Consider the following 13,101-nt stretch of genomic DNA (forward strand, 5'->3'; position numbering starts at 1 on the left):
CCAAACTGGCGCTAAGATTACTCACGAAAAAAGGATTAATCCTAAAGATTAGGTGAAATAACACAAAAGTTTCTGTAAGTGAGAACTTGAGGTTTTTCATTAACACATCAGGATCGCAAGTTGATATCATGAAAAGATAAACATTCAATTTTTACAATGAGTTGCGTGACATTCTCTGGTTAGGTTTATGTAATAAAAATTATGCGGCAAATAAATTGCCGCAACATATTATACCAACGGGAACATACAAAAACTCAACAACAAATATTCCCGAGCATGAATCAACCCGGGGGTTACTTATTCTGAAGCGAGAAATTTGTCTAGATAAGGTACAACATAAGGAACAGAAGTCTGGAATATACCATTTTCAATCCAGTAAAGGGTGTTTGCCCCTGGGCGTAAATTAAAGGCGGTGAGATATGCATCAGCTGCTTCCCGGTTCATCCCCTTCATTTCATAAACCTTGCCAAGCAACACATAATTTAGCCAGGACATTTCAAGATCAATGCCGGTATTTATCGCCTGATAAGACTCATCTGTTTTACCTTTTACCAGGGCACTGACCGCTTTTATTTGATATATAATGGACAGGTTGTTCAATTCCGGCAGTGTAACAATGTTATCTATTTCTGTGTTCAGTGCTGCTAATTGTTTTTCGTCTAAAGGATGTTGAGAATGGCGCACGATATCAACTAATGCTTTTTCTGCTCTCGCGTAGGTAAATTCTGGGGATGATTGAACAATCTCACCTAATAATTCACTGGCACGATCCAATGATTTATCATCACCATGCAGTAAATAATCATGTGCCTGATAAAAATTAGTTAATAACGCACCACGATGCGGCAAAATTTGCTGGAGCATCTCCTGCATTCGTTGTGGCCACGGTTGGTTTAACGCTTTTGATAAACTCTGGAGTAAATCATTTTGAATCGCCAGCTGATTACCGTTAGTGATGACATAACGTTTATCCAGCATGGTTGAACCATCTGCATTGTCTACCAATTTTACCGACATAAAGCATTGTTGAGCACGGTATTGGCGCTGATTAACAAACGCAATAGATAATGTTTTACCGGAACTGCTCGGTTCATCAATGTTGTAGTTGATTTTGTCATGCACCATAAAGGTGGAGAAGGTGTTAAGTGATGTCGCCACCAAATCACCCACGCCTATCGCGTAAGAGAGCTGATACGGAGAACTCCAGCTGTTACAACTCTTATTAACCATATTAATGTCAATATCGCGTGGATTGAGCAAAATGCGCGATTTACTCATAGGAAGACGTGTTTCAAGACTTGAAAACGCTACCAGTGCTACACAGATACCTAACGACAACAGGAAAAAAAACCATACCCAAAAGGTAGTGAATCGTTTGCTTTTAACTGGGGATTGTTCAGGTGGCGTTGTGGTGTTTTGAATGTTAAGACTGTGGGAGGGAGAATCTGTGGCAGGAACCGCCTCTGGTATAGGGGGAGGCGAAGATAGCATTATTTCCTCTCCCTCTTCTTCGCTGTACCAGATAACCGGCACCATTAATTTATAGCCGCGCTTTGGTACAGTAGCGATATAGACAGGACTATCTTCATCATTATCTTTTAATGACTTACGTAGTTCTGAGATACTCTGCGTCACAACGTGATTGGTGACAATACTTCTCTTCCAGACATTATCGATAAGTTCATCCCTGCTAAGTACTTCGCCACTGTGTTGAGCAAAGAAAACCAGAAGATCGATTAATCTCGGCTCAAGGGTAAGTTGACGCCCATTGCGGCTAATTTGGTTTATGGACGGAGTAACAAGCCATTCGCCAACGCGAACTACAGGTTGTTGCATAATAGAAACTCATTCGAAAAGGGAATGATGCAATGATAATTGCCATAACCTATTTTTTCCATCTATAGATGGGTTTATTTACATATTATTGGTGAATGCAAGACGTTATTTTTACTCGCCATAAACTTCTTGATTACATAGTATTACGAAAGGATTTTACTGAGAACCAGAAGTAATTTTCCTTACCATCAAAATTCATCATCTTTGCCAAAGAAAAATGTTCAGAAAATAATCCATGGAAAATTGTCCGGAGCGCTTACTATTTTAATGGATTGTTAGTCTTTGCATGAGCAAACGGACTGATACATTTCTCTTTGTTCTCATTCAGAAAATCTCATCAGTTGGCGTTCTGCCCGATGTTGTGCTTTATGGGTGCGTTACGCTCATGATGACGTCATTTGACGTTCAACAGCATCACGGGGCCGCACGACATTTCACGTCAGTCAGCGCTATAGCTCAGAAACAAATTTTCCCGAATTGGGATATGCCCGCAAATTGCTGGTGATGTGGGGAGAATCTGGTTGAGTTCGGTAGAATTGATTTGGCGGCAGGACGCTTAAATCGTGGCGTCCTGAAACGAAAAACGGACCTCCGTGGAGGTCCGTTTATATGAATTTGGTGCCCGGACTCGGAATCGAACCAAGGACACGGGGATTTTCAATCCCCTGCTCTACCGACTGAGCTATCCGGGCAACGGGGCGCATTAAACCGTAATCTGCACATCTCGTCAACCTAATTTCAGTAAAAGCGATTCAACTGCTTAAGATTGCGGCAAATCGCTTCTTTTCTGTGTTTCTGTCAGGTCAAAGCACCACCCTGGCGGCAGCGGGCGAAGCGCAGGATATCTTCCGCCAGCCGATGTGCGGTGTCGACATCCGCCTGGCTACGATTCACCAGCATTCGGCTTAAACAGCCTTCCAGCACCAGTTCCATCTGCTTTGCTACCATCGCCGGATCGTCAACTTCCAGCGTGGTTAACAGTTCGTGGGTGAAATCGTAGGCCGCGCTTTTTTGCTGATCGGCCAGTTGATGAATAGGGTGGCCAGGATCGGGATAAAACGTACAGGCAGCGATAAACAGACAGCCCGGATAGCGGTTGTTTTTAACGCACTCCGATAACGCCTGATAACGTGCCAGCAACTTTTGTTCGGCGGTTTGTGTTTCGTCCAGCATCAGCTGACGACGCCAGACATCTATCTGTTGGCTAAGATAACGCAGCGCATCGTAGAGGATTGCCTCTTTGTCTGGCCAGAAGCGGCGTAGCTCGTCCAGTGGGTAATCCACACGTTCAGCAACCATCTCCAGCGTGGTGTTGGCAATCCCTTGTAATTCTAATAATTTCAGGGCTTCTCCCAGTACATCTTCACGTTGCACGCTATTTTCCTCCGTCTTTCCCACTGCAAGTGTCGTTCACGGTTGGCGATCGCGCAAATGTGCGCTGAAGGTTTCAGCATCCATAAAGCCCGTGACGCGTGCTTGTGGATGCTCCTGGCCTTGTCCGTCAAAAAAGAGAATTGTCGGTAGGCCAAGGACATTAAGATGCTTTAACAGCGCCACATCTTGTGCGTCGTTGGCAGTGACGTTAGCCTGAAGTAAGACCGTGTCTGCTAACGCTTTTTGCACCTGCGGGTCGCTGAAGGTGTATTTCTCAAACTCTTTACAGGCGACGCACCAGTCGGCATAGAGATCTAACATCACTGGTTTGCCTTTGGCTTCAACGAGCGCCTGATTTAACTCATCTACCGTTTTGATTTGTGTAAAGTTGAGATGCGTCTGAGTTTGCACGGTATGCGTCGCACCAAATGCCCAATCCTGAAGTGGGCGCACGCTAACCAATGCCGCTGCCAGCAGGATTATTTGCACCACGCGCATCCAGCCGCGTTTGGCCTGTAGGCTGGTGATAAAGGCCCAGCCAAAGAATGCGACACCAAGCGCCGACCACAAGCGTAATCCCCATATATCACCAATCACTCGCTCCAGCAGGAAGACCGGCAGTGCGAGGATCACAAAACCAAACGCGGTTTTGACTTGTTCCATCCACGGGCCGCTTTTCGGCAGCAAGCGGTTACCAAAGACGGTAATTAGCATCAGCGGCAGGCCCATGCCCAGCGCATAAAGATAAAGCGTGCCGCTGCCCAGCCACATGTTCCCGCTTTGGGCGATATACAGCAGAATCGCGCTAAGCGGTGCGGTGGTGCATGGTGAACAGATCAGTCCGGCAATCGCCCCCATAATAAACACACCGCCAGGTGAGCCGCCCTGTTGGCGATTGCTCATCAGCGTGAGACGTGTTTGCAGCGAAGAGGGGAGTTGCAGAGTAAACAAGCCAAACATTGACATCGCCAGCAAGGTAAAGACGATGGCGAGGCCAATGAGCACGTATGGGTGCTGTAGCGCCGCCTGGAACTGTAACCCTGCGGCGGCAACCACCAGACCCAGCGCCGTGTAAGTCAGCGCCATCCCCTGCACATAAATAAAGGTCAGCAACAATGCTCTGGCAGTGGAAAGCCGCTGTTTACCGCCCAGCACGATGCCAGAAATCAGTGGGTACATTGGCAGCACGCATGGCGTAAAGGCGATACCAATACCGATCAACAACGCCCAGAGCGCGGAAAAGGGCAATTGCGCGGTGGGCTGCTCTTGCTGCGGAACAGACACAGGCTGTGACGCTTCGTTGTTGGCGACCACTTCGCTTAACGGAACGGTTTTGGTTTCTGGCGGATAACAGAAACCGGCATCAGCACAGCCCTGGTAGGTGACAGTTAACGTTGCTCCCGCACTCGCCTGGTTGATGGTTACGGGAAGCGTCAGCCGATCGCGGTAAATCTCGCTTTTGCCGTAAAACTCATCTTCATGCCAGACGCCTTGCGGCAGCTGCACGTCGGCAATTTTCGCGTGTTCCGGCGTAATGCGGATCTGTTTACGGTAGAGGTAGTAACCGTCTTTGATCTGCCAGGTCAGATTCAGATCATGTTGATTTTGCTGAAAATCAAAAGCAAAGGCTTGATCCGCGGGGACAAATTGTGAACGTCCCGGCGCGTCGAATAATCCGGCAAAAACGGAAGTGCTGCAAAGTAGCAGGATCAGCGTAAAGATGCGTTGAGCCATGAGAGGTAATCTGTGTCTCCGTGTGTAACAGGTAAAACCAGAAGTTCCGGGGTTTGATATGGATGATGAGACTTCAGGCATTCCAGCAGCGCCTGCTGGTGAGATACGGTAGTTTTTAAAATCATCTGCACTTCGTATTCTTGCTCCAGCTTACCTTCCCAGTAATAGAGAGAGGTAGCGCCGGGGATCAAGGTCGCGCAGGCCGCCAGTTTTTCCGCCAGCACTTTGGCGGCTAAATCCTGGGCTGTCGCTTCATCCGGTGCCGTACATAGCACCACGACAGACGTGGTATTCGAACTTTTTTCATCAAGCATAAACACCTCGCAAGAACAGATGGAACTGCAAGAGAGAGGTCACTATACAACGGACGGGGAAAGGATGTTAGTCGGCGGGAAAGAAAGCGGGGCGTGAACGCCCCGCGATGGGTCATTACAGCATGAAGCTACCCAGCACGAAGCCGAAGCAAACGGCCAGGGCAACGCCCAGAGTACCCGGGATGAAGAACGGATGGTTGAAGACGAATTTACCGATACGGGTAGTACCCGTGTCATCCATCTGTACCGCAGCAACCAGTGTCGGGTAGGTCGGCAGAATGAACAGACCAGACACCGCAGCGAAAGAAGCAACAGCGGTCAGCGGAGAAACGTTCAGTGCCAGAGCCATCGGCATCAGTGCTTTTGCGGTTGCAGCCTGAGAGTACAGCAGAGCAGAAGCAAAGAAGAAGATGACGGCCAGCAGCCACGGATGACCCTGAATCACTTCACCAGCGGTATCTTTGATCCAGTCGATGTTGTTGGAAACGAAAGTATCGCCCAGCCACGCAACACCCAGGATACAAATACAGGCGCTCATACCTGCTTTGAAGGTGCTGGAGTTGAGAATGTTGTCGGTATCGACTTTACAGATAACGGTGGTCAGAGTTGCAACGCTGAGCATGATGATCAGGATTGCGTTGGTGGTGTTCATCAGCGGTTTTTCAACCAGACCCATGCTTGGGCTGTTGATGATTGCATAGATAACCACGCCAACTACGCCCAGCAGGAACAGCCAGACGGACGTTTTTGCACCGGATTTGATTTCAATCTGCTTTTCACCGCGCAGTTCAACCAGGCCCTCTTCCAGACGCTTGCGATAAATCGGATCGTCAGAGAGTTTGGAGTTGAACAGCATAGTGACCAGGAAGGACATCACCAGAACCGCCAGCAGGGTGGACGGGATGACCACGGAGAGCAGATGGAGGTAGCTGATGCCATGACCTTCCATTACGGAAGACATGTAAACCACTGCCGCTGAGATTGGCGATGCGGTGATCGCAATCTGCGCGGATACCACTGCAGTAGACAGCGGACGGCAAGGTTTAACGCCTTGTTCCTTCGCAACTTCAGCGATAACTGGCAGTGTCGCCAGAGAGATGTTGCCAGTACCAGCAAAGATTGTCAGGAAATAGGTCACGATCGGTGCGAGGATCGTGATGTATTTCGGGTTACGGCGCAGCAGCTTTTCTGTCTGATGAACCAGATAGTCCAGACCGCCAGCAACCTGCATGGCAGAAATAGCGGCGATAACCGCCATGATAATGGAAATGACATCGAACGGGATGTTACCGGGTTTAACGCCAATAGCGGCAAGAACCAGCACCCCCAATCCGCCTGCAAAACCAATACCTATTCCCCCCAATCTGGCGCCCAAGAAGATCGCCAGCAAAACTATGATGAGTTCTACAACTAGCATATTAGCCTTCCTTGTTTTTTAACAAGTTGATATTAAATTGTTATTTTTAAGTTACTGCTCACAAGAAAAAAGGCACGCCATCTGACGTGCCTTCTTTATTTGTACTACCCTGTACGATTACTGTTCGCTTTCATCAGTATAGCGTTTTGCTTTGTAAGCCGGGTGCATCAGATTCTGTACGGAGAAAATATCGTCAAGTTCCGCTTCAGTCAACAGACCGCGTTCCAGAACGACTTCACGTACACTCTTACCGGTTTCGGCACAGATTTTACCCACGATGTCACCGTTGTGGTGACCGATGAACGGGTTCAGGTAAGTAACGATACCGATAGAGTTGTAAACGTAACCTTCGCACACTTCTTTGTTAGCAGTGATGCCGTTAATGCATTTTTCCAGCAGGTTGTAGCAAGCGTTGGTCAGAATGTGAACGGATTCGAACATGGCCTGGCCAATGACTGGCTCCATAACGTTCAACTGCAGCTGACCTGCTTCTGCTGCCATGGTAACAGTGGTGTCGTTACCGATGACTTTGAAGCATACCTGGTTAACCACTTCCGGAACAACCGGGTTTACTTTAGCTGGCATGATGGAAGAGCCTGCCTGCAGTTCCGGCAGGTTGATCTCGTTCAGGCCGGCACGTGGACCAGAAGAGAGCAAGCGCAGGTCGTTACAGATTTTGGACATCTTCACAGCCAGGCGTTTCAGCGCGCCGTGAACCATAACATAAGCGCCGCAGTCGGAGGTCGCTTCGATCAGGTCTTCAGCCGGTACGCATGGGAAGCCAGTGACTTCAGCCAGTTTTTTCACTGCCAGCGGAGAGTACTCTTTCGGCGTGTTCAGACCAGTACCGATTGCTGTTGCGCCAAGGTTAACTTCCAGCAGCAGTTCAGCGGTACGTTGGATATTTTTCACTTCTTCTTTCAGCAAGATGCTGAAGGCGCGGAATTCCTGACCGAGGGTCATCGGTACTGCGTCCTGCAGCTGGGTACGACCCATTTTCAGGATGTCCTGGAATTCGACAGCTTTACGTTCAAAGCCTTCACGCAGTTGGTTAATCGCATCTACCAGTTTAATCAGGGAAGAGTAAACTGCGATACGGAAACCGGTCGGGTAGGCGTCGTTAGTGGACTGACATTTGTTAACATGGTCGTTCGGGTTCAGGTACTGATATTCACCTTTCTGGTGACCCATCAGTTCCAGACCGATATTGGCCAGCACTTCGTTGGTGTTCATGTTTACGGAAGTACCTGCGCCGCCCTGGTAGACGTCTACCGGGAACTGATCCATGCATTTTCCGTTGTTCAGGACTTCATCACATGCGGCAATGATGGCATTCGCTACACTTTTAGGAATGGTTTGCAGCTCTTTGTTTGCCATAGCTGCGGCTTTTTTAACCATTACCATACCGCGAACAAATTCAGGAATATCACTGATTTTGTTGTTGCTGATATAGAAGTTTTCAATCGCTCTCAGAGTGTGAACACCATAGTAGGCATCAGCTGGAACTTCCCTGGTACCCAACAGATCTTCTTCGATACGAATGTTGTTTGACATGTGAACCTTCTTTTTCAAGCTGCCAATGATTTGCTTTAAACACACAGAATATATGTGGTTTCGAATGTTTTTCGGCCGACGATTATCCCCTGCATCGACCGAATACCCGAGATCATATGCTGCTTGAGGATTTCTACCGTAACCTGGATCACTTTAAGTGTCGGTTTTTACCCCTTAATTATTAATTTGTGAAATGGATCACCGCTTTGGGATTACTACCAAAAATAGTTGCGCAAACATCTTGAAATTTTGCTAATGACCACAATATAAGCTAAACGCGATTCGCAACCCATTCAGGTAGCCGGGTTTAACCGGCTGCTATTACAGGAGAAACCTTTGCGCTGGTTACCTTTTATTGCCATTTTCCTTTATGTCTATATTGAGATTTCAATCTTTATTCAGGTTGCTCATGTATTGGGGGTATTGCTGACCCTCGTGCTGGTTATATTCACGTCAGTTATCGGTATGTCACTGGTACGTAACCAGGGCTTTAAGAATTTCGTGCTGATGCAGCAAAAAATGGCGGCGGGTGAAAACCCAGCGGCGGAGATGATTAAAAGTGTTTCGCTGATCATTGCCGGTTTGCTGCTTTTATTACCGGGCTTTTTCACCGATTTCCTCGGTTTGCTTCTTTTATTACCGCCGGTGCAAAAGCATCTGACAGTGAAGTTGATGCCTCATCTGCGTTTTTCCCGTATGCCAGGCGGCGGTTTTAGCGCCGGGACCGGTGGCGGTAATACTTTTGATGGTGAGTACCAGCGAAAGGATGATGACCGCGACCGCCTTGATCATAAAGACGATCGCCAGGATTAATGTCGAAACGCCGGATTATGTGGTTATGCCATTTTCCGGCGTTTTTCGTTTTGGCAGAAACAGCCATAACCCCGCCAGCATGATCAGCGCGTAGAGACTTTTCCAGCCGACCATTGCCAGTAACAGAACGCATAATAGCCCGCCAACCACCGCCAGTAGTCGATAACGTCCTTGCAATAATTTACAGCCTGCCAGCATGCATAACAGATAAATCATAATAAAGATGCCATTGGCATAAATAATAAGAGCGTCCAGATTGATCTCTAAAGCATGAATCACCAATGTGCTCACCACGCAGCAACCGAGCACTGCATTGAGGGCATTATTCGGGATATGGCGAGAAGAGAGGCGTGCCAGGTAGTGGTCAGGATTATGTTGCGCCTGCGACCAGACCAGGCGGGCGAAGCTCTGTATATAAATGTTGAGACTGGCAAAGCAGGCCAGATAGCCAATTACGCAGGCAATCCATAACGCTCCTACACCGAACAACTGCACTACAATTTTGGGAAGCGATGCTGCCGCCGCCATTTGTTCACCATAGGCGTCGAAGTGTAAGACGACTACCGTACAGCCCCAATAGACTAATCCTGCCAGCAGCAGGCCAATCATCAAAGCACGAGGAAAATCACGCTCTGGATTTTTAAATTCCGAGGCAAGATGGGCAAATGCTTCCAGACCGACAAAACACCAGAACATCACTGATAACGCAGCGAATAACCCGGTAAGTTCGATATTTCCTGGCGCAGGGAAGGGGATATTCGCAGGTTTGATATCGCCCGCCCACCAGATAGCGACAATCAGTGCGACGATAAGCCCGGCAATAACTGTTTGTAGATTAGCACTGGAACTGGCACCTCGAGTACCGATATACCACACCAGCGCCAGCGTACCGAGTTCTGCCAACAACAGTTGCCCGCTATGCCAGCCAAACATTGCCTGGCCGAATCCGGCAGCAATTTGTAGCGCGGCAGGCAAACCCACGGGAATGACCGATAAAAACAACCAGCCGGTGACTCGCTCAAGCCGCGAACCAAACGCCATACCGACGAAGTGTGCGACGCCGCCTGCGCTGGGATAGTGGCGACCCAGAATCGCAAACACAATCGCAATCGGGAACACTAAGATAATCAAAACGGGCCACGCCCACAGGCTGTTATTGCCTGCTACTAGCGCAGCTAACGCAGGAACGGCAAACACGCCAGTGCCTAATAATGACGTCGATAGCAGGCCGATGCCCTGGGCCAGCCCCAGTTCTTGTTTGAGTCCACTCATGGGTTGATGTCCGATTGCGCCCAAATTTTGGGCAACTGCGTAGATTTTCGATGGTAGCACAATCAGATTCGCTTATGACGGTGATGAAGAAATAGCGATGAAATGTGAGGTGAATCAGGGTTTTCACCCGATTTTGTGCTGATCAGAATTTTTTTTCTTTTTCCCCCTTGAAGGGGCGAAGCCTCATCCCCATTTCTCTGGTCACCAGCCGGGAAACCACGTAAGCTCCGGCGTCACCCATAACAGATACGGACTTTCTCAAAGGAGAGTTATCAATGAATATTCGTCCATTGCATGATCGCGTGATCGTCAAGCGTAAAGAAGTTGAAACTAAATCTGCTGGCGGCATCGTTCTGACCGGCTCTGCAGCGGCTAAATCCACCCGCGGCGAAGTGCTGGCTGTCGGCAATGGCCGTATCCTTGAAAATGGCGAAGTGAAGCCGCTGGATGTGAAAGTTGGCGACATCGTTATTTTCAACGATGGCTACGGTGTGAAATCTGAGAAGATCGACAATGAAGAAGTGTTGATCATGTCCGAAAGCGACATTCTGGCAATTGTTGAAGCGTAATCCGCGCACGACACTGAACATACGAATTTAAGGAATAAAGATAATGGCAGCTAAAGACGTAAAATTCGGTAACGACGCTCGTGTGAAAATGCTGCGCGGCGTAAACGTACTGGCAGATGCAGTGAAAGTTACCCTCGGTCCGAAAGGCCGTAACGTAGTTCTGGATAAATCTTTCGGTGCACCGACCATCACCAAAGATGGTGTTTCCGTTGCTCGTGAAATCGAACTGGAAGACAAGTTCGAAAACATGGGTGCGCAGATGGTGAAAGAAGTTGCCTCTAAAGCGAACGACGCTGCAGGCGACGGTACCACCACTGCAACCGTACTGGCTCAGGCTATCATCACTGAGGGTCTGAAAGCTGTTGCTGCGGGCATGAACCCGATGGACCTGAAACGTGGTATCGACAAAGCAGTTACCGCTGCAGTTGAAGAACTGAAAGCGCTGTCCGTACCGTGCTCTGACTCTAAAGCGATTGCTCAGGTTGGTACCATCTCTGCTAACTCCGACGAAACCGTAGGTAAACTGATCGCTGAAGCGATGGACAAAGTCGGTAAAGAAGGCGTTATCACCGTTGAAGACGGTACCGGTCTGCAGGACGAACTGGACGTGGTTGAAGGTATGCAGTTCGACCGTGGCTACCTGTCTCCTTACTTCATCAACAAGCCGGAAACTGGCGCAGTAGAACTGGAAAGCCCGTTCATCCTGTTGGCTGACAAGAAAATCTCCAACATCCGCGAAATGCTGCCGGTTCTGGAAGCTGTTGCCAAAGCAGGTAAACCGCTGCTGATCATCGCTGAAGATGTTGAAGGCGAAGCACTGGCAACTCTGGTTGTTAACACCATGCGTGGCATCGTGAAAGTTGCTGCGGTTAAAGCTCCGGGCTTCGGCGATCGTCGTAAAGCTATGCTGCAGGATATCGCAACCCTGACTGGCGGTACCGTAATCTCTGAAGAGATCGGTATGGAGCTGGAAAAAGCAACCCTGGAAGACCTGGGTCAGGCTAAACGTGTTGTGATCAACAAAGACACCACCACCATCATCGATGGCGTGGGTGAAGAAGCTGCAATCCAGGGCCGTGTTGCTCAGATCCGTCAGCAGATTGAAGAAGCAACTTCTGACTACGACCGTGAAAAACTGCAGGAGCGCGTAGCGAAACTGGCAGGCGGCGTTGCAGTTATCAAAGTTGGTGCTGCTACCGAAGTTGAAATGAAAGAGAAAAAAGCACGCGTTGAAGACGCCCTGCACGCGACCCGTGCTGCGGTAGAAGAAGGCGTGGTTGCTGGTGGTGGTGTTGCGCTGATCCGCGTAGCGTCTAAACTGGCTGACCTGCGTGGTCAGAACGAAGACCAGAACGTGGGTATCAAAGTTGCACTGCGTGCAATGGAAGCTCCGCTGCGTCAGATCGTCCTGAACTGCGGCGAAGAACCGTCTGTTGTTGCTAACACCGTTAAAGGCGGCGACGGCAACTACGGTTACAACGCAGCAACTGAAGAATACGGCAACATGATCGATATGGGTATCCTGGATCCAACCAAAGTAACCCGTTCTGCTCTGCAGTACGCGGCTTCTGTGGCTGGCCTGATGATCACCACCGAGTGCATGGTTACCGACCTGCCGAAAAACGATGCAGCTGACTTAGGCGCTGCTGGCGGTATGGGCGGCATGGGTGGCATGGGCGGCATGATGTAATTGCCCTGCACCTCGCAGAAATAAACAAACCCCCGGGCAGAAATGTCTGGGGGTTTTTCTTTTAGTCATCTTTCTAGTATAAGATTCAGACACGGACGACGCGAGTGGCGTCCAGCTCATTGATTATGGGGAATAACATGCACGTAAAATACTTAGCAGGGATTGTCGGTGCCGCGCTACTGATGGCGGGTTGTAGCTCCAGCAACGAATTGAGTGCTGCCGGTCAGAGTGTACGCATTGTGGACGAGCAACCAGGTGCAGAGTGCCAGCTGATTGGTACTGCGACAGGTAAGCAAAGCAACTGGCTTTCCGGGCAACACGGAGAAGAAGGCGGTTCTATGCGCGGCGCAGCAAACGATCTGCGCAACCAGGCGGCTGCAATGGGCGGTAACGTGATTTATGGCATCAGCAGCCCGTCGCAGGGAATGTTGTCCAGTTTTGTCCCGACGGATAGCCAGATTATCGGTCAGGTTTATAAGTGCCCGAACTGATGTGATCCAGAGGCTGGATACTTCCAGCCTCGTAGTA

Annotated in this window: 11 protein-coding genes, 1 tRNA gene and 1 pseudogene; 4 read left to right on the plus strand and 9 right to left on the minus strand. The window is 49.2% G+C overall.

Annotated elements, in window-relative coordinates:
* Positions 1-297: 297 nt before the first annotated feature.
* From cadC to aspA, 8 genes and pseudogenes are all read right to left on the minus strand, one after another.
* Positions 298-1,836 carry a lysine decarboxylation/transport transcriptional activator CadC gene (gene cadC / locus ACJHYO_RS04235; protein ID WP_001187191.1) on the minus strand — a complete coding sequence of 513 codons (1,539 nt, stop codon included), beginning with the start codon at positions 1,834-1,836 and terminating at the stop codon, positions 298-300.
* A gap of 259 nt (positions 1,837-2,095) precedes the next feature.
* A pseudogene (locus tag ACJHYO_RS04240) lies at positions 2,096-2,255 on the minus strand (integrase); the annotation flags it as partial.
* Positions 2,256-2,452: 197 nt separating this feature from the next.
* Positions 2,453-2,528: transfer RNA gene (locus tag ACJHYO_RS04245), tRNA-Phe, on the minus strand.
* Positions 2,529-2,634: 106 nt separating this feature from the next.
* Positions 2,635-3,210, minus strand: coding sequence for a transcriptional regulator (locus tag ACJHYO_RS04250; protein ID WP_001188520.1), 576 nt, complete (start codon positions 3,208-3,210; stop codon positions 2,635-2,637).
* 36 nt (positions 3,211-3,246) lie between these two features.
* Positions 3,247-4,944: a protein-disulfide reductase DsbD gene (gene dsbD / locus ACJHYO_RS04255; RefSeq protein ID WP_000068944.1), complete on the minus strand. Its 1,698-nt coding sequence runs from the start codon at positions 4,942-4,944 to the stop codon at positions 3,247-3,249.
* Positions 4,920-5,258 carry a divalent cation tolerance protein CutA gene (gene cutA / locus ACJHYO_RS04260; RefSeq protein ID WP_000883409.1) on the minus strand — a complete coding sequence of 113 codons (339 nt, stop codon included), beginning with the start codon at positions 5,256-5,258 and terminating at the stop codon, positions 4,920-4,922. The genes dsbD and cutA overlap by 25 nt, the downstream gene beginning before the upstream one ends.
* A 115-nt stretch (positions 5,259-5,373) precedes the next feature.
* Positions 5,374-6,675, minus strand: coding sequence for an anaerobic C4-dicarboxylate transporter DcuA (dcuA, locus tag ACJHYO_RS04265; protein WP_000961959.1), 1,302 nt, complete (start codon positions 6,673-6,675; stop codon positions 5,374-5,376).
* Positions 6,676-6,792: 117 nt separating this feature from the next.
* Complete coding sequence (gene aspA, locus ACJHYO_RS04270) at positions 6,793-8,229, minus strand: aspartate ammonia-lyase (protein ID WP_000069437.1); 1,437 nt, start codon at positions 8,227-8,229, stop codon at positions 6,793-6,795.
* Between the two features lie 336 nt (positions 8,230-8,565).
* Here aspA and ACJHYO_RS04275 point away from each other — a divergent pair, with 336 nt between their 5' ends.
* Positions 8,566-9,042 carry an FxsA family protein gene (locus ACJHYO_RS04275; RefSeq protein ID WP_001267445.1) on the plus strand — a complete coding sequence of 159 codons (477 nt, stop codon included), beginning with the start codon at positions 8,566-8,568 and terminating at the stop codon, positions 9,040-9,042.
* A 15-nt stretch (positions 9,043-9,057) separates the two neighbouring features.
* Here the strand turns inward: ACJHYO_RS04275 and yjeH are convergent, their stop codons facing one another.
* A complete protein-coding gene (gene yjeH / locus ACJHYO_RS04280; RefSeq protein WP_000015814.1) occupies positions 9,058-10,314 on the minus strand; it encodes an L-methionine/branched-chain amino acid transporter in 1,257 nt (418 codons plus the stop codon).
* Between the two features lie 275 nt (positions 10,315-10,589).
* On the opposite strand from yjeH, the gene ACJHYO_RS04285 reads away from it, so the two are divergent.
* The 3 genes from ACJHYO_RS04285 to ACJHYO_RS04295 all read left to right on the plus strand — a co-directional run bounded on the left by ACJHYO_RS04285 (position 10,590) and on the right by ACJHYO_RS04295 (position 13,064).
* Positions 10,590-10,883 (plus strand): co-chaperone GroES, encoded by a 294-nt coding sequence (locus tag ACJHYO_RS04285; RefSeq protein WP_001026276.1) that lies wholly within the window; start codon positions 10,590-10,592, stop codon positions 10,881-10,883.
* A gap of 43 nt (positions 10,884-10,926) precedes the next feature.
* Positions 10,927-12,573, plus strand: a complete 1,647-nt coding sequence (gene groL, locus ACJHYO_RS04290; protein ID WP_000729117.1) for a chaperonin GroEL — start codon at positions 10,927-10,929, stop codon at positions 12,571-12,573.
* A gap of 137 nt (positions 12,574-12,710) precedes the next feature.
* Positions 12,711-13,064, plus strand: coding sequence for a DUF4156 domain-containing protein (locus ACJHYO_RS04295; protein WP_000558209.1), 354 nt, complete (start codon positions 12,711-12,713; stop codon positions 13,062-13,064).
* Positions 13,065-13,101 lie beyond the last annotated feature (37 nt).

Source organism: Escherichia sp. WS1118 (assembly GCF_046487695.1).
Lineage (GTDB): Bacteria > Pseudomonadota > Gammaproteobacteria > Enterobacterales > Enterobacteriaceae > Escherichia > Escherichia coli.

Coding starts and splice junctions, on each gene's coding strand:
- cadC (WP_001187191.1), bottom strand. CDS start 1,836: ATGCAACAACCTGTAGTTCGCGTTGGCGAATGGCTTGTTACTCCGTCC.
- dsbD (WP_000068944.1), bottom strand. CDS start 4,944: ATGGCTCAACGCATCTTTACGCTGATCCTGCTACTTTGCAGCACTTCC.
- cutA (WP_000883409.1), bottom strand. CDS start 5,258: ATGCTTGATGAAAAAAGTTCGAATACCACGTCTGTCGTGGTGCTATGT.
- dcuA (WP_000961959.1), bottom strand. CDS start 6,675: ATGCTAGTTGTAGAACTCATCATAGTTTTGCTGGCGATCTTCTTGGGC.
- aspA (WP_000069437.1), bottom strand. CDS start 8,229: ATGTCAAACAACATTCGTATCGAAGAAGATCTGTTGGGTACCAGGGAA.
- yjeH (WP_000015814.1), bottom strand. CDS start 10,314: ATGAGTGGACTCAAACAAGAACTGGGGCTGGCCCAGGGCATCGGCCTG.
- ACJHYO_RS04285 (WP_001026276.1), top strand. CDS start 10,590: ATGAATATTCGTCCATTGCATGATCGCGTGATCGTCAAGCGTAAAGAA.
- groL (WP_000729117.1), top strand. CDS start 10,927: ATGGCAGCTAAAGACGTAAAATTCGGTAACGACGCTCGTGTGAAAATG.
- ACJHYO_RS04295 (WP_000558209.1), top strand. CDS start 12,711: ATGCACGTAAAATACTTAGCAGGGATTGTCGGTGCCGCGCTACTGATG.